Genomic DNA, 16,101 nt, shown 5'->3' on the forward strand with positions numbered 1-16,101 from the left:
GGCCCCGCCGGGCGGGGCACGGACCCTCACGGCGCTCCCGCGGCCCCCTTCAGCGCGTCGATGAAGGCGTCCAGCGCGGGCTGCGCCGGCGCCGTCTCGCGGATCACCGCCTGGATGGCCCGCACCGGCACCGGATCGCGCACCTCCCGCACGACGACCCCCGGATGCCGGCTGCCGAGTCCCAGCCGGGGCACCAGACTCACGCCCAGACCGGCGGCGACGAAACCCTGGGCGGTCACGTAGTCCTCGCTCTGCACCATGAACCGGGGCCGGAACCCGACCACCGCACACGCCTCCAGCTGGGCGTCGAGACAGGGCCCCGGCCACTCGCTGCCCACGAACGCCTCGTCGGCCAGCTCCGCCAGCCGCACACTGCGCCGCCCGGCGAGCCGGTGCCCGCGCGGCAGGACGGCGAGATAGGGATCGTCGAGCAGATGCAGCAGGCGTACGCCACCGTCCCGCCGCCCCTCGCCGCTCACCAGCAACGCCAGATCGGCCCGCCCTTCCCGCACCTCCGCCACCGGGTCCTCGGGATCGACCGTCAGCTTGAGATCGATCCGGACGCCGGGATGCGCCTCCCGCAGCCGCGCCACGGCCGGCGCCACCAGCCCGGCCCCCGCGGTGGCGAAGTACCGCACCCCCAACCGCCCGGTCCGCCCGGCCAGCAGGTCGGCGAGCGCCGTCTCGGCCTCGGCGACCTGCCGCCCGATGGCCTCCGCGTGCTCGGTGAGCAGCAGTCCGGCAGCCGTGGGCCGGACGCCCCGCCCGACCCGCTCCAGCAACGCGGCCCCCGCCTCCTTCTCCAGGGCGGCGATCTGCTGGCTGACGGCGGACGGCGTGTACCCCAGCACGGCCGCGGCCCCCGTCACGGACCCGTTCCCGACGACCGCCCGCAACACCTGCATCCGCCGCACATCAAGCATGCAGTCCAGCTTAACGAACCATCCAGAACATTTCACTTGTCCTCACAGATCGAGCGGACGACCGTAGGGACATGCCCCTCGCCTCCACGCTCCGCATGGCCGCGCTCGCCCTCTTCTGGGGCTCCGGCTTCCTCTGGATCAAGCTGGCCCTGACCCACGGTCTGACCCCGGCCCAGATCACCATCGCCCGGTGCGTCCTGGGCACGGCCGTCCTGCTGTTCCTGGCCCGCCGGGCAGGCCAGCGCCTCCCCCGGTCCCGGACCACCTGGGGTCATCTCGCCGTGGCCGCCCTGTTCTGCAACGCCCTGCCCTTCGCCCTCTTCGCCCTGGGCGAGCAACACCTCGACTCGGGCATCGCGGGCGTCCTCAACGCAACGACCCCCCTCTGGTCGCTCCTCATCGGGATCGGCCTGGGCACGGACCGGGCTCTGGGTCCCGTGCGCCTGGCCGGTCTCGTCCTGGGCTTCGCCGGCACCGTCCTGATCTTCGCCCCCTGGCACCACGAGGGCCTGCTCAGCCTGCCCGCCCTGTACCTGCTGGCCGCGGCGGCGAGCTACGCGGTGGCCTTCGCCTACATGGCCCGGCACCTGACGGCCTCAAAGACCCCGATGGCCATGTCGGCGGCCCAGCTCCTCACCGCCACCGCCTGGAGCACCCTGGCCCTCCCCGCGGCCGGGCCCTTGCGCCCCGACGCCGCCGCCCTGCTCGCCGTCGCCGCGCTGGGCGTCCTCGGCACGGGCGTGACCTTCTACCTCAACTACCGCCTGATAGCGGACGAGGGTCCCACCACGGCGGCGACGGTCGGCTACCTGCTCCCGGTGGTCTCGGTCGCGCTGGGCGCCGCGGTCCTGGACGAGCAGATCGGCGTACGCGTTCTCGCGGGCATGGCGGTGGTGCTGGTGGGCGTGGGGCTGACCCGGCAGAACACCGCGTCGCGTACGCACGGGCCGGCCGACGCGCGGCGCGACGCTGCGAGCCGGCCCGTCGTTCAGCGGCCGTAGGCCGGGGCGGCGACGTCCCGTCTGGCTCGCGACGCCCGGCACGCACTCCCCCGCGGGGACCCCCAGCCGCGTTGTCGGGATCGCCCACGTACACCCGGTACGAGGGCGGCCTCCGCCTCGCGATCGCACGCACCGGACACCGCGAGCCCTGCCCTCCGGGCGGACGGCGCTACTGGGCGGACACGGCCTGGGGCGTTTCTCTTGGATCGGGTCGGATCAGGCCGCGGTGTCCGGTGCGGTGCACCGCAAAGGCGGAGCATGATCCGCGTACCGGGTGTACGCGGGTCGTGCGACAACGCCGCGAGGTGCCGTGCCGGGCGCCGCGGACCCGGGCTGATCCAGAAGAAGCGCCCTAGCCGCCGTAGAACAGCTCGTCCACCACGCCCCGAGCCCGGCGCGCGGTGCGCCGGTAGTCGTCGAGCATGTCGCCCACCCGCCCGGGCCCGTACCCCAGGTACCGCCCCACCGCGACCAGTTCCCGGGGGTCGGACGGGAAGGTGTCCCCGGCCCGTCCGCGCACCAGCATCACCGCGTTGCGCACCCGGGTCGCCAGTACCCACGCCTCGTCCAGCGTCGCCGCGTCCTCGCCCGGGACGATGCCCGCGTCGCGGGCGGCGGCGAGGGCCTCACGGGTGCGGGTGGTCCGCAGCCCCGGATGTGTCGAACCGTGCCGCATCTGGGCCAACTGCACGGTCCACTCGACGTCGGACAGGCCGCCGGGGCCGAGCTTGGTGTGCAGCTTCGGATCGGCGCCCCGGGGCATCCGCTCCGACTCCATGCGGGCCTTCAGCCGCCGGATCTCCCGGACGGCCTCCTCGCCGAGCCCGTCCGCCGGATACCGCAGGGGATCGATCAACTCGATGAACCGACGCCCCAGCTCCTCATCCCCGGCGACCACTTCGGCCCGGAGCAGTGCCTGCGACTCCCAACCCAGCGACCAGCGACGGTAGTAGGCCTCGTACGACTTCAACGTGCGCACGAGCGGCCCGGACTTGCCCTCCGGACGCAGATCGGCGTCGATGAGCAGCGGCGGGTCGGCGCTGGAGATCTGGAGCAGCCGGCGCATCTCGGAGACGACCTTGTTCGCGGCCTCCGCGGCCTCGCGCTCGTCGACGCCGTCCCGGGGTTCGTGCACGAACAGGACGTCGGCGTCGGAGCCGTAGCCCAGTTCATGACCGCCGAAGCGGCCCATGCCGATGACGGTGAAGGCCGTCGGGAGCGTGTCGCCCCAGCCCTCCCGCAGGACCGCGCGCAGAGTGCCGGCCAGCGTGGCGGCCGTGATGTCCGACACGGCCCCGCCCACCAGGTCCACGAGGGCGCCCTGATCCGCCTCGACCGGCTGCGCCTCCGTGCCGTAGGAGGCGACGATGTCGGCGGCGGACGTGCGGAACAGCTCACGCCGGCGGACCCCACGCGCGGCGGTCACCGCCTGCACCACACCGTCGGCCCGTCGCACCGCGGCGAGTATCTCCTGCTCCAACTGCGCCCGCCCGCGCGGCTCGAGCCCGCCGCCGTCCCCGTCGCCGAGCAGCGCCACCGCCTCCGGCGCCCGCATCAGCAGATCGGGGGCGAGCCGTCCGGCGGACAGCACCCGGGCGAGGTTCTCCGCGGCGGCGCCCTCGTCCCGCAGCAGCCGCAGATACCAGGGTGTCTTGCCGAGCGCGTCCGACACCTTGCGGAAGTTGAGCAGGCCGGCGTCCGGGTCGGCGGAGTCGGCGAACCAGCCGAGCAGAACCGGCAGCAGGGTGCGTTGGATGGCCGCCTTGCGGGTGACGCCGGAGGCCAGCGCCTCCAGGTGGCGCAGCGCGGACGCGGGGTCGGCGTACCCGAGCGCGACCAGCCGTTCCCGGGCCGCCTTCGGGCTCAACCGGGTCTCACCCGGAGCGAGTTGGGCGACGGCGTCGAGCAGCGGCCGGTAGAACAGCTTCTCGTGCAGCCGACGCACCACGGCGGCGTGCCGCTTCCACTCCTGGCCGAGCTCGGCGACCGGGTCGGTGCGCAGTGCGAGTGAGCGGCCGAGTCGCCGCAGGTCGGTCTCGGCCTCGGGGACCAGATGGGTCCGCCGCAGCCGGTAGAGCTGGATCCGATGCTCCATGGAGCGCAAAAAGCGGTACGCGACGTCCAGTTGCTCGGCGTCGGCGCGCCCGACGTAACCGCCCGCGGCGAGCGCCTGGAGGGCGTCGAGCGTGGTGCCGCTCCGCAAGGACGCGTCGGCCCGTCCGTGCACCAGTTGCAACAGCTGTACGGCGAACTCGACGTCCCGCAGCCCTCCGGGTCCCAGCTTCAGTTCACGCTCGACCTCGGCGACCGGGATGTTCTCGACGACCCGCCGTCGCATCTTCTGCACGTCGACGACGAAGTTCTCCCGCTCGGCGGCCTGCCACACCAGGGGCCCCACGGCGGCGACGTACTCGGCCCCGAGTGCCAGGTCGCCGGCCACCGGCCGCGCCTTCAACAGGGCCTGGAACTCCCAGGTCTTGGCCCACCGCTGGTAGTAGGCGAGATGACTGGACAGCGTCCGCACCAGCGGCCCGTTGCGCCCCTCGGGCCGCAGGTTGGCGTCGACGGGCCAGATGGACCCCTCAACGGTGGTCTCGGAACAGATGCGCATCAGGTGTGCGGCCAGTTTGGCGGCGGCCCGCAGCGCCTTGCCCTCGTCGGCCCCGTCGACGGCCTCCCCCACGAAGATGACGTCGACGTCGGACACGTAGTTCAGCTCGTGCCCGCCGCACTTGCCCATCGCGATGACGGCGAGCCGGCACATCGCGGCGTCGTCGGGCGCGGCGGCCTGCGCGAGGCCCAGGGCGGCCCGCAGCGTGGCGGTGGCGAGATCGGCGAGCTCGGCGGCGGTCTCGGCGAGATCGGTCGTCCCGCAGACGTCACGCGCCGCGATGGAGAGCAGGCAACGCCGGTAGGCGACGCGCAGCGACACGGGATCCGTGGCCTCGGCGAGGCCCCGCTCGAACTCCTCCACCCCGGGATGCAGGTCCCGCGGCTCGTACGTGACCAGCGCCTCCCAGTCCCGCGGATGCCGGGCGAGGTGGTCGGCGAGGGCGGCGGACGCCCCCAGCACACCCAGCAGCCGGTCGCGCAGCGGCTTGGCCGCTATCAGCGTGTCGAGCAGTTCCCGACGGGCGGTGGGCCCGGGCTGGGCCTCCAGCAGCCGGACGAGACCGTGCAGGGCGAGATCGGGATCGGCGGTGGCGCCGAGCGCCTCCAGCAGAAAGGGATCGTCGCGCACCGGCGACAGCTCGGGCCCGTCCAGCAGCCGCTCGGCGGCGGACGGGTCGGTGAAGCCGTGCCGCAGCAGCCGTGTGAAGGTGCTGCTCCTGCGCCCCGGCGCCATCATCCCCGGCCCTCCCTCGGATCAAGGTCGTACGCACCTGAGCGTAACCCGCGCTTTTCGGTGGCGCCCCGGCACGGTTTCCGGTTCTGTGGTACTTCGGGCTCTGCGGGACTTCGGTGCTGCGGGACCTCGGTTCTGTACAGACGAAGCGACGGCCGCGACAAGGGAGTCAAGCCATGGACATGACCCTAGAGGTGATCCTGCTGCCGGTGTCCGACGTGGACCGGGCCAAGGAGTTCTACCGCGACAAGGTCGGCTTCCACGTCGACCTCGACGGCGAGGTCATGGAGGGCGTACGCATCGTCCAGCTCACCCCGCCCGGTTCCGGCTGTTCGATCGCCCTGGTCGACGGCCTCCAGGTGCCGACGGGAACCCCGCAGCCGGGCACCTACCACGGCATGCAGCTCTGCGTGACGGACGCCAAGGCGGCGTACGAGGAACTGACCGCCCGCGGCCTGGAGGTCAGCGAACCCCAGCAGTTCGCACCGCAGGACGGAGCGACCTTCATGTACTTCAAGGACCCCGACGGCAACGGCTGGGCGATCCAGGAGTACCGCCGCCGGAAGACGGAACCGCTCCACCAGGTCCTGGCGAAACTGACGGCCGGGTAGGGCTCCGGCGGGGTGCGGGAGGCGCCGTCTTCGGGGCCGGACGGCCCGGAGACGGCCCGGAACCGGTGAGACGCCGTGGGGCCGACGGTCCACGACCGTCGGCCCCACGTCTCGTCACAGCGGGAAACCCGCTCCGGCCTGCCCCTACAGCACCGGCAGGTTCTTCCGCAGCTCGAAGGCCGTGACCTCGCTGCGGTACTCCTCCCACTCCTGGCGCTTGTTGCGCAGGAAGAAGTCGAAGACGTGCTCGCCGAGGGTCTCGGCGACGAGGTCGCTGCGCTCCATCAGGCTCAGGGCCTCGCCCAGGTTCTGCGGGAGGGGCTCGATGCCCATCGCGCGGCGCTCGGCGTCGGAAAGGGCCCAGACGTCGTCCTCGGCGCCCGGCGGAAGCTCGTAGCCCTCCTCGACGCCCTTGAGGCCGGCCGCAAGGAGCATGGCGTAGGCGAGGTACGGGTTGGTGCCGGAGTCGAGTGAGCGGACCTCGATGCGCGCGGAGCCCGTCTTGCCGGGCTTGTACATCGGCACGCGGACCAGCGCGGAGCGGTTGTTGTGGCCCCAGCAGATGTACGACGGCGCCTCGCCGCCCGCGCCGGCCGTGCGCTCGGAGCCGCCCCAGATGCGCTTGTAGGAGTTGACCCACTGGTTGGTGACGGCGGCGATCTCGGCGGCGTGCTTCAGCAGACCGGCGATGAAGGACCGGCCGACCTTGGAGAGCTGGTACTCCGCGCCCGACTCGTAGAAGGCGTTGCGGTCACCCTCGAAGAGGGAGAGGTGCGTGTGCATGCCGCTGCCGGGGTGCTCGGAGAACGGCTTCGGCATGAAGGTCGCCTGGACCCCCTGCTCCAGCGCGACCTGCTTCATGACCAGGCGGAACGTCATGATGTTGTCGGCCGTGGAGAGCGCGTCGGCGTAGCGCAGGTCGATCTCCTGCTGGCCGGGGGCGCCCTCGTGGTGGGAGAACTCGACCGAGATGCCCATCGACTCGAGCATGGTGATCGCCTGGCGGCGGAAGTCCATGCCCACGTTCTGCGGGGTGTGGTCGAAGTAGCCGGAGTTGTCGGCCGGGGTCGGCCGGGAGCCGTCGGTCGGCTTGTTCTTCAGCAGGAAGAACTCGATCTCCGGGTGGGTGTAGAAGGTGAAGCCCAGGTCGGAGGCGCGCGCCAGGGCGCGCTTCAGCACGTACCTCGGGTCCGCGAAGGACGGCGAGCCGTCCGGCATGAGGATGTCGCAGAACATCCGGGCGGTACCGGGGGCCTCGGCGCGCCAGGGCAGCACCTGGAAGGTGGACGGATCCGGCTTCGCGATCATGTCGGACTCGTAGACCCGGGCGAAGCCCTCGATCGCGGAGCCGTCGAAACCGATGCCCTCGTCGAAGGCCTGTTCGAGCTCGGCCGGGGCCACGGCGACGGACTTGAGGAAGCCCAGCACGTCCGTGAACCACAGCCGTACGAACCGGATGTCGCGCTCCTCCAACGTCCGGAGCACGAACTCCTGCTGCTTGTCCATCTTGCGCTTCCCCATCCTTGCTGGTCAGGCCGCCTGTTTCCCGTCCCACGGAGAGGCGGTCGGGCACCCGAGCATCACACCACAACACCATTTCATGCGCGTTGCCGACCATGATCGCCTCGGCGACCCGGGCCTGAACGCCGCACGTCCGGCAGATGTACCGCCGCACGTCCGGCGGGCGTACTGCCCTGCTGCCCATCTTGCCTGCTCGCACCGACATCCGTAATGCCCCACCCCCTCCGTCCCGCCACACCCGTTTAATTTGCATCTCAGATGCAAGTTTAACTACCGTGCCGGACAGCAGAACACCGAGTGAGCTTTGAGGAGCCCCGATGCTGTCCGAACAGTCCGCTGCCACCGTCCGCGCCACCCTGCCCGCCGTGGGCGCGGCCATCGGCGAGATCACCGAGCGCTTCTACGCCGGCCTCTTCGCGGCGCATCCGGAACTCCTCCGGGACCTGTTCAACCGCGGCAACCAGGCGGCGGGCACCCAGCGCCAGGCGCTGGCCGGGTCCATAGCCGCCTTCGCCACGCATCTCGTCCAGCCCGCGCAGGACCGCCCGCAGGACCGCCCCGACGCGATGCTCACCCGGATCGCCCACAAGCACGCCTCCCTCGGCATCGCGCCCGAGCAGTACGAGGTCGTCCACGAGCACCTCTTCGCCGCCATCGCCGACGTCCTGGGCGAGGCGGTCACCCCCGAGGTCGCCGCGGCCTGGGACGAGGTCTACTGGCTGATGGCGAACGCGCTGATCGCGATCGAGCGCCGCCTGTACGAGGAGAGCGGGGGCGCCGCGTGGCGCGAGTGGGAGGTCGTGGAACGCGTCCGGGAGACCGAGGACGTCGTCACCTTCGGCCTGCGCCCGGTCGACGGCGCACCGGTACGGGACTTCCGCGCGGGCCAGTACGTGTCCGTCCGCACGCAACTGCCCGACGGAGCACGCCAGATACGGCAGTACAGCCTCTCCGGCGCACCGGGGGCCGACGTGCGCCGGATCAGCGTCAAGCGGGTGCCCGGCGGGGCCACGACACCGGAGGGCGAGGTCTCGAACCACCTCCACGCGTGCGTGCGTGAGGGCAGCGTGCTGGAACTCTCCGAGCCGTACGGCGATCTCGTCCTCGCCGACGCCGCGGGCACCCCTGTGCTCCTCGCCTCGGCCGGCATAGGCGTCACCCCGATCGTGGCGATGCTGGCCCACCTCGCCGCCAGCGGCCACGACGCGCCGGTCACGGTCGTCCACGCCGACCGCTCCCCCGCGGACCACGCCCTGCGCACGGACCACGAGGCGTATGCGGCGAAGCTGCCGGACGCGTCCGTGCACCTCTGGTACGAGCGGGAGGCCCCGGCGCACGCCCGGACGGGTCTGGCCGACCTCACGGACGTCCCCGTCGCGCCGGGCACGCGCGCGTACCTGTGCGGTCCGCTGCCGTTCATGCGGGCGGTGCGGGCGCAGCTGATCGAGAAGGGGGTCGCCCCGGCGGACGTGCACTACGAGGTGTTCGGCCCGGACCTGTGGCTGGCACAGGCCTGAGAAAGGGCCCGCAGGACACCCGCCCCGCCCTCGCCGCACCCGCCCGGCTCAGCTCGGACATCCCGCCGGCCACCACGGCGGTGCGGGGCGTGACCGCCGCCGGGTACACCGACCGCGGCGAGCCCGGGGTCGCGGCGCCGGGCGGGGCGCGGCCACGGGAACGGGTGCGGGCGGCCCGGCTCAGTACGGCCGCGGTATCTCGTGCTCGTCCAACGCGGCGCCGTAGCGCTCCAGCAGGGCGTCGAGGCCGGCCAGGAGGAGCCCGGCGGCGTCGCGGGCGTCTCCCAGGTCACCGCGGTCGCACGCCTCCACCAGCTCCGCCATGTCGGTGCGGAGGATGTGCAGGGAGTCGCCCTGCACCAGAACCCCGGGGAAGCGTCGGCCGGGCAGGCGGACTACGGCGTTGTTGCCGCCGGCGGTGAACAGCTCTGCTTCGATGCGTTCCATCGGGCCATCCAATCCGGCCCGGCGATGTGGCGACAACCGCATTGCCAGGGGAAAGCGTGAAGGATGGGACAGGCGGGACCCGGAAACCGGGGCTGACGTGGGGTGCGAACAGGGATCCGGCCGCGGTGGTCACCGACCGACGGCCGGGCCTCCTCGCCCTCCGCGTCCTCGCCCCGGAGCCGTACGAGACCGCCCGGCCGGCGAGGTGGCGGGCGTACGAAGGCGATCCACGCGGACGTGCGCGGCGCCCCGGCCTCGTCACCGACCCCCACGGAACCGGCGTGAGCGACCCGACCCGTACGACGCCGACCCGTACGCCGCGGAACCGCACGGAACCGCACAGGGCGGGCCCACGGCGCCGGCCCGTACGACGCCCGTGGAATCAGGCGAGCCTCGAGATCCCGAGCAGCAGCGGCCCCGTGGGTTCCGCCACGATGTCCGCGACCGTGATCGGGTCCAGGGAGGCGAAGAACGCCTCCTGAGCCCGGCGCAGGGCGCCGCGCAGCCGGCAGGCCCGGGCCAGGGGGCAGGGGGTGGCGCCCTCGCAGTCGACGACGTCGCCGTCCCCCTCGAAGGCGCGCACCACCGTACCGACGGAGGCGGCGCGGCCCCGGTCGGTCAGGGCCAGGCCGCCGCCCCTGCCCCGTCGGGCCTCCAGCAGGCCCATGTGCTGGAGCTCGGCGACGACCTTGGCCGCGTGGGTGTAGGGGACCTCCATGGCGGCCGCCACGTCACGGGTGGTGGGGGTGGCCTCCGGGGTGTCGCCCGCCACCGCGAGCCGCATGAGGACGCGCAGTGCCAGGTCGGTGGATCGCAACAGCCGCATGGGAGGAAGCGTAGATAATGCGCATCTCCGGTTCAAATTATTCGCCCGAACCCCCTCCCCCCGCGCCCGGCCCTGCCCACGCCACCCCCGCCCGACCGTGGCCGTCGCCCGTCTCTTGGCTGTGACCCGTCTACGACTTTCCCCGTATCCCCATTACGATCAGCGGACTCGCACACCCCGACCGTCCCGCCCCTTTTCCCCAGAAGGACAGGCCTCATGGGTTCCGCCAACAAGACCGGCAGCGCGGCACGCAAGGCGCGCATAGAGGAGATGCGGCGGGCCGAGTAGGTCCGCGAGCGGCGTAACCGGTTTCTCGTGATCGGCGGCAGTGTCGTCGCCGTGGTCGCGCTGGTCGCCGGTGGTGTGTTCGTCGTGAAGTCGCAGTCCGGCGACGACAAGGACACCGCCGCCGACGGCAAGGCGGCCTCGGGTCACTTCGTCACCGGTGCGGACGGGGTCAAGACGTGGAAGGGCACGCTCGGGCGCACCCACGTCACCAAGACCGTGAAGTACCCGGCCGAGCCCCCCGTCGGCGGGGACCACAACCAGGTCTGGATGAACTGCGACGGTGACGTCTACACCAGGGCCCTCGACAACATGAACGCCGTGCACTCGCTCGAGCACGGCGCGGTGTGGGTGACGTACAACAGCAAGGCGAGCAAGGCCGACGTCGACGCCCTCGCCGCCAAGGTCGAGAAGACGCCCTACACGCTCATGAGCCCGGACGACGCCCAGGCCGACCCGATCATGCTCACCGCGTGGGGGCACCAGCGCACGGTGACGAGCGCGAGCGACCCGAACGTGGACACGTTCCTCGAGAAGTTCGTGCAGGGCGAGCAGACGCCCGAGCCGGGCGCCGCCTGCACGGGCGGTCTGTCGAAGTGAGGTACGCGGGAGTGGCGGTGGCCGTGGCCGGAGTGCTCGTCGCCGCCGGGGCCATCACCTACTCCGTCGCCGAGGACGGCGCGGCGGACGACGCACCGCCCGCCGCCGGCTCCGCCGACGCCGGGTTCGCCCGGGACATGGCGGTGCACCACCAGCAGGCCGTCGAGATGTCGTACATCGTGCGGGACCGGACGACCGACGAGGACGTCCGGCGGCTGGCCTACGACATCGCGCAGACGCAGGCCAACCAGCGCGGCATGCTGCTCGGGTGGCTGGACCTCTGGGGCCTGCCGAAGGTGTCGTCCGACGGGCCCATGTCCTGGATGGGCATGGGCGGGATGACCGACGGCGAGGACGGCGCGCTCATGCCCGGCATGGCCACCGACACCGAGCTGACGAAGCTCGGCACGCTCAACGGCAGGCAGGCCGAGATCTTCTACCTCCAGCTCATGACCGACCACCACAAGGGCGGCATCCACATGGCCGAGGGGTGTGTCGCCAAGTGCTCGGTCGGGGTGGAGAAGCGGCTCGCGCAGGGCATGGTCGAGGCGCAGCAGTCGGAGATCGACCTGATGACGGACATGCTGAAGGCCCGCGGGGCCAAGCCTTAGCCGACGCCCCCGTCCCGGCCCGGCCCCGCCCACTCGATCCCGATACCGATCCGGGTCAACTCAGTCCAAAGCAAGGCGACTCAAGTCGACTCAACGCAACCCCGACGCAACCCATAGGGTTTTCCCTCGATTTCGCGGACGTATCCGTCAAATCAGCCCAGCAAGCGGTCACTTGGGCGCTTCTTGGTGTTCGCATTCCCCTGGCATGAACGGTTCATCGCAAGAGTGGCCAGCACGCCGAGTGATCCACTCGCGTCGAACCACATACAGGGGGTCCTATGAGATCCAACCGCGCCGCGCTGCGCGCCGGAGCGAGCATGGCAGCGACACTGCCCATGATCGCCGGCGCGCTGGCGCTCGGCATACCCGCCGCGCACGCCGCCGACAGCCCGACCCGTGACACGCTGGCCGGGACCAAGCCCGCGTGGGCCACGGCGAAGGCGGACAAGGGCTCGACCTCGGACAGTGCCCCGGTCTCCGCCCGCGTCTACCTCGCGGGACGGGACGCCGCCGGCCTCGCCGCGTACGCGAAGGCCGTGTCCGACCCCGCCTCGCCCGCCTACGGCAAGTACCTCTCCGCCCAGCAGTCCCAGGCCCGCTTCGGCGCGACCGAGGCCCAGGTGGTCGCGGTCAGGTCGTGGCTGACGGCGGCCGGGCTGAAGATCACCGGCACGACCCGGCACTATCTGTCGGTCAGCGGTGAAGTGGCGGCCGTCGAGAAGGCGTTCGGCACCCAGCTGCACAACTACACCAAGGGCGGCAGGACCTACCGCGCGCCGTCGAGGTCGGCCTCGGCTCCGGCGAGCCTGGACGGCGCCGTCCTGACCGTCACCGGCCTGGACAACGCACCGCACAAGGCCGCGTCCAAGGACCAGCTGCCGCCGCCGGACGCGGTGTTCAAGAACTCCGGGCCGTTCTCGTCGTACTACGGCTCCAACACCGCGAGCACCCTCCCCTCGGCGTACGGAAAGAAGATCCCGTACGCCGTGCAGGGGTACACCGGCAAGCAGCTGCGGGCCGCGTACGGCGCGGGCGGCTACACCGGCAAGGGGGTGCGCATCGCCATCACCGACGCGTACGCCTCGCCGACGATCGCCTACGACGCGGCCACCTACGCGAAGGCGCACGGTGACGCGCGCTGGAAGACCGGGCAGCTGACCCAGGTCCTGCCGTCGGACTACACCCGGACCGAGGAGTGCGGGGCGGCCGGCTGGTACGGCGAGGAGACCCTCGACGTCGAGGCCGTGCACGCGGTCGCACCGGCCGCGAACGTCACGTACGTGGGCGCCGCGTCCTGCTACGACGACGATCTGCTCGACTCGCTCAGCAAGATCGTCGACAACCACCTGGCCGACATCGTCTCCAACTCGTGGGGCGACATCGAGGCCAACCAGACGCCGGACCTCGCGGCCGCCTACGACCAGGTGTTCCAGTTCGGCGCGGTCGAGGGAATCGGTTTCTACTTCTCCTCCGGCGACAACGGCGACGAGGTCGCGAACACCGGGACGAAGCAGGTCGACACCCCGGCCAACTCCGCGTGGGTGACGGCGGTCGGCGGTACCTCGCTGGCGGTCGGCAAGAACGACAAGTACCTGTGGGAGACCGGCTGGGGCACCGACAAGGCCTCGCTGTCGGCCGACGGCAAGAGCTGGACGGACTTCCCGGGCGCGTACACCTCGGGGGCGGGCGGCGGCACCAGCAAGACCGTCGCCGAGCCGTACTACCAGAAGGGTGTCGTCCCGAAGGCGCTCGCCACGGCCAACAGCGCCGCAGGCAACCGCGTCGTCCCGGACATCTCGGCGATCGCCGACCCGAACACCGGCTTCAGGGTCGGCCAGACCCAGACCTTCCCGGACGGGACCGAGCAGTACAGCGAGTACCGCATCGGCGGCACCTCGCTGGCCGCACCGGTCATCGCGGCCGTGCAGGCCCTGGGCCAGGAGGCGCGCGGCGGCAAGGCGATCGGCTTCGCCAACCCGACGATCTACTCCAAGTACGGCTCGCGGGTCTACCACGACGTCACGGACAACCCGACCGGGTCCGGGCTCGCGGTCGCGCGCGTCGACTTCGCCAACGGCTACGACGCGACGGACGGGCTGCTGACCTCGGTCCGCAGCCTCGGCAAGGACAGCTCGCTGTCCGCCGTGAAGGGCTACGACGACGTCACCGGCGTGGGTACGCCCGCAAACGGTTACGTGGAGTCGTACCGCCGCCGCTGAGCAGGTCGTCCGCGTGCCGTGCGCACGTCGGACGCGGAGGGGGCGTGGGGTATCCAACACCCCGCGCCCCCCATCGCGTCGCATTGACGATTACACTGATGCGCGTGCCTCAACTTCGTCTCGCTCTGAACCAGATCGACTCGCGCGTCGGCGACCTCGTCGGCAACACCGAAACGATCCTCCGCTGGACCCGGCACTCCGCCGAGCAGGGAGCGCATCTCGTGGCGTTCCCGGAGATGGCGCTCACCGGGTACCCCGTCGAGGACCTCGCCCTGCGCTCCTCCTTCGTCGAGGCCTCCCGCACGGCGCTGCGCGAACTCGCCGTCCGCCTCGCCGACGAGGGCTTCGGCGACCTGCCGGTGGTCGTCGGCTACCTCGACCGGTCCGAGGGCGGCCGGCCCAAGTTCGGCCGCCCGGCCGGCTCGCCGCGCAACGCGGCGGCGGTGCTGCACGGCGGCGAGGTGATCCTGACCTTCGCCAAGCACCACCTCCCGAACTACGGCGTCTTCGACGAGTTCCGCTACTTCGTGCCGGGCGACACCATGCCGGTCCTGCGGGTGCGCGGCGTCGACGTGGCCCTCGCGATCTGCGAGGACCTCTGGCAGGACGGCGGCCGGGTGCCCGCGGCGCGTTCCGCCGAGGCGGGTCTGCTGCTGTCCATCAACGCCTCCCCCTACGAGCGCGACAAGGACGACACCCGTCTGGAGCTGGTCCGCAAGCGGGCCCAGGAGGCCGGCTGCACCACCGCCTACCTCGCGATGATCGGCGGCCAGGACGAGCTGGTCTTCGACGGCGACTCGATCGTCGTCGACCGCGACGGCGAGGTCGTGGCGCGGGCGCCGCAGTTCTCCGAAGGGTGCGTGGTCCTGGACCTCGACCTGCCGGCGGCCTCCGCCGACGCTCCCACGGGTGTCGTGGACGACGGGCTGCGCATCGACCGCGTCGTGGTGTCGCAGGACCCCGTCCCGGCGTACGAGCCCGAGCTGAGCGGCGGGTACGCGGAGCGGCTGGACGACGCCGAGGAGATCTACTCGGCGCTGGTCGTGGGCCTGCGCGCGTACGTCGCGAAGAACGGCTTCCGGTCGGTGCTCATCGGACTGTCGGGCGGTATCGACTCGGCGCTCGTCGCGGCGATCGCGTGCGACGCGGTGGGCGCGCAGAACGTGTACGGCGTGTCGATGCCGTCGAAGTACTCCTCCGAGCACTCGAAGGGCGACGCGGCTGAGCTGGCGCGCCGGACCGGCCTGAACTTCCGCACGGTCCCGATCGAGCCGATGTTCGACGCCTACATGGGCTCGCTCGGCCTGACGGGTCTGGCGGAGGAGAACCTCCAGTCACGGCTGCGCGGGACCCTGCTGATGGCCGTCTCCAACCAGGAGGGCCACATCGTCCTCGCCCCCGGCAACAAGTCGGAGCTGGCGGTCGGCTACTCGACCCTGTACGGCGACTCGGTCGGCGCGTACGGCCCCATCAAGGACGTCTACAAGACGTGGATCTTCCGGCTCGCGGAGTGGCGCAACCGCGCCGCGGCGGAGCGGGGCCAGACCCCGCCGATCCCCGAGAACTCGATCACCAAGCCGCCGAGCGCGGAGCTGCGCCCCGGCCAGGTCGACACCGACTCGCTCCCGGACTACCCCGTCCTGGACGCGATCCTCGAGCTGTACGTCGACCGGGACCAGGGCGCGGACGCGATCGTCGCGGCGGGCTACGACCGTGAGCTGGTCGTCAAGACGCTCCGCATGGTGGACACCGCCGAGTACAAGCGGCGCCAGTACCCGCCGGGCACGAAGATCTCGGCGAAGGGCTTCGGCAAGGACCGCCGCCTGCCGATCACGAACGGCTGGCGCGAGTCGGTCTGACGGCCGCCTGCCGGCCCACCTGACGACCAGGGCGGGCCGGCAGGACCCCGGCCGGGAACACCTGACGCCCCGGGGCACCACACCCTGGGGCGCCCACCGCCCACCGCCCACCGCCGACCCACCGACACAGGTGCCTCGCCCCATGCTGCCGACCCACACGGCCGCCCCGACGGACGCGAAGCCGGGCGACGGGACGGCCGCTGCTTCCGCCGTGGCGGGGGACCCGGGCGCCCGGGGGGCCCCCCCCCACGGCTGCTCTGGCGACGGACAACCACGTGGCGCGCCCCGGCCATGCCGCCTCGGGCCTCGCCCGTCGCGCCAGGACCGGCACCCAC

12 protein-coding genes are annotated in these 16,101 nt (G+C 72.0%); 7 read left to right on the forward strand and 5 right to left on the reverse strand.

Going from position 1 to position 16,101, the window contains the following annotated elements:
- Positions 1-26 precede the first annotated feature (26 nt).
- The gene (locus tag QQM72_RS30435) at positions 27-923 is read right to left on the reverse strand and encodes a LysR family transcriptional regulator (protein ID WP_314224046.1); all 897 of its coding nucleotides are present in this window, start codon (positions 921-923) and stop codon (positions 27-29) included.
- Between the two features lie 71 nt (positions 924-994).
- On the opposite strand from QQM72_RS30435, the gene QQM72_RS30440 reads away from it, so the two are divergent.
- The gene (locus QQM72_RS30440) at positions 995-1,924 is read left to right on the forward strand and encodes a DMT family transporter (protein WP_314224047.1); all 930 of its coding nucleotides are present in this window, start codon (positions 995-997) and stop codon (positions 1,922-1,924) included.
- 352 nt (positions 1,925-2,276) lie between these two features.
- Here QQM72_RS30440 and QQM72_RS30445 read toward each other — a convergent pair whose 3' ends face one another.
- Positions 2,277-5,273, reverse strand: coding sequence for a bifunctional [glutamine synthetase] adenylyltransferase/[glutamine synthetase]-adenylyl-L-tyrosine phosphorylase (locus QQM72_RS30445; RefSeq protein WP_314224048.1), 2,997 nt, complete (start codon positions 5,271-5,273; stop codon positions 2,277-2,279).
- 173 nt (positions 5,274-5,446) lie between these two features.
- Here QQM72_RS30445 and QQM72_RS30450 point away from each other — a divergent pair, with 173 nt between their 5' ends.
- Entirely contained in the window at positions 5,447-5,881 is a 435-nt protein-coding gene (locus QQM72_RS30450; protein ID WP_314224049.1) for a VOC family protein, read from the forward strand.
- A gap of 144 nt (positions 5,882-6,025) precedes the next feature.
- On the opposite strand, the gene QQM72_RS30455 is transcribed toward QQM72_RS30450, so the two are convergent.
- Positions 6,026-7,387 carry a glutamine synthetase family protein gene (locus tag QQM72_RS30455; protein ID WP_314224050.1) on the reverse strand — a complete coding sequence of 454 codons (1,362 nt, stop codon included), beginning with the start codon at positions 7,385-7,387 and terminating at the stop codon, positions 6,026-6,028.
- 332 nt (positions 7,388-7,719) lie between these two features.
- On the opposite strand from QQM72_RS30455, the gene QQM72_RS30460 reads away from it, so the two are divergent.
- Positions 7,720-8,919, forward strand: a complete 1,200-nt coding sequence (locus tag QQM72_RS30460; protein ID WP_314224051.1) for a globin domain-containing protein — start codon at positions 7,720-7,722, stop codon at positions 8,917-8,919.
- Positions 8,920-9,099: 180 nt separating this feature from the next.
- Here QQM72_RS30460 and QQM72_RS30465 read toward each other — a convergent pair whose 3' ends face one another.
- The gene (locus QQM72_RS30465) at positions 9,100-9,366 is read right to left on the reverse strand and encodes a DUF6959 family protein (protein ID WP_020126760.1); all 267 of its coding nucleotides are present in this window, start codon (positions 9,364-9,366) and stop codon (positions 9,100-9,102) included.
- Positions 9,367-9,748: 382 nt separating this feature from the next.
- Complete coding sequence (locus QQM72_RS30470; RefSeq protein WP_314224052.1) at positions 9,749-10,192, reverse strand: RrF2 family transcriptional regulator; 444 nt, start codon at positions 10,190-10,192, stop codon at positions 9,749-9,751.
- A 315-nt stretch (positions 10,193-10,507) separates the two neighbouring features.
- On the opposite strand from QQM72_RS30470, the gene QQM72_RS30475 reads away from it, so the two are divergent.
- The 4 genes from QQM72_RS30475 (at position 10,508) to QQM72_RS30490 (ending at position 15,766) form a co-directional block, all read left to right on the forward strand.
- Entirely contained in the window at positions 10,508-11,077 is a 570-nt protein-coding gene (locus QQM72_RS30475; RefSeq protein WP_314224053.1) for a DUF3105 domain-containing protein, read from the forward strand.
- Positions 11,078-11,088: 11 nt separating this feature from the next.
- Positions 11,089-11,688 carry a DUF305 domain-containing protein gene (locus tag QQM72_RS30480; protein ID WP_314224054.1) on the forward strand — a complete coding sequence of 200 codons (600 nt, stop codon included), beginning with the start codon at positions 11,089-11,091 and terminating at the stop codon, positions 11,686-11,688.
- A 278-nt stretch (positions 11,689-11,966) separates the two neighbouring features.
- Positions 11,967-13,907, forward strand: a complete 1,941-nt coding sequence (locus QQM72_RS30485; RefSeq protein WP_314224056.1) for a S53 family peptidase — start codon at positions 11,967-11,969, stop codon at positions 13,905-13,907.
- Between the two features lie 104 nt (positions 13,908-14,011).
- Entirely contained in the window at positions 14,012-15,766 is a 1,755-nt protein-coding gene (locus QQM72_RS30490) for an NAD+ synthase (RefSeq protein WP_314224057.1), read from the forward strand.
- The last annotated feature ends 335 nt before the right edge of the window (positions 15,767-16,101 follow it).

The organism is Streptomyces zaehneri, assembly GCF_032248645.1.
Taxonomy (GTDB): Bacteria; Actinomycetota; Actinomycetes; order Streptomycetales; family Streptomycetaceae; genus Streptomyces; species Streptomyces coriariae.

Excerpts from the sequence above, each read along its gene's own strand:
- QQM72_RS30435 (WP_314224046.1), bottom strand. The coding sequence starts at position 923 with ATGCTTGATGTGCGGCGGATGCAGGTGTTGCGGGCGGTCGTCGGGAAC.
- QQM72_RS30440 (WP_314224047.1), top strand. The coding sequence starts at position 995 with ATGCCCCTCGCCTCCACGCTCCGCATGGCCGCGCTCGCCCTCTTCTGG.
- QQM72_RS30445 (WP_314224048.1), bottom strand. The coding sequence starts at position 5,273 with ATGATGGCGCCGGGGCGCAGGAGCAGCACCTTCACACGGCTGCTGCGG.
- QQM72_RS30450 (WP_314224049.1), top strand. The coding sequence starts at position 5,447 with ATGGACATGACCCTAGAGGTGATCCTGCTGCCGGTGTCCGACGTGGAC.
- QQM72_RS30455 (WP_314224050.1), bottom strand. The coding sequence starts at position 7,387 with ATGGACAAGCAGCAGGAGTTCGTGCTCCGGACGTTGGAGGAGCGCGAC.
- QQM72_RS30460 (WP_314224051.1), top strand. The coding sequence starts at position 7,720 with ATGCTGTCCGAACAGTCCGCTGCCACCGTCCGCGCCACCCTGCCCGCC.
- QQM72_RS30465 (WP_020126760.1), bottom strand. The coding sequence starts at position 9,366 with ATGGAACGCATCGAAGCAGAGCTGTTCACCGCCGGCGGCAACAACGCC.
- QQM72_RS30470 (WP_314224052.1), bottom strand. The coding sequence starts at position 10,192 with ATGCGGCTGTTGCGATCCACCGACCTGGCACTGCGCGTCCTCATGCGG.
- QQM72_RS30485 (WP_314224056.1), top strand. The coding sequence starts at position 11,967 with ATGAGATCCAACCGCGCCGCGCTGCGCGCCGGAGCGAGCATGGCAGCG.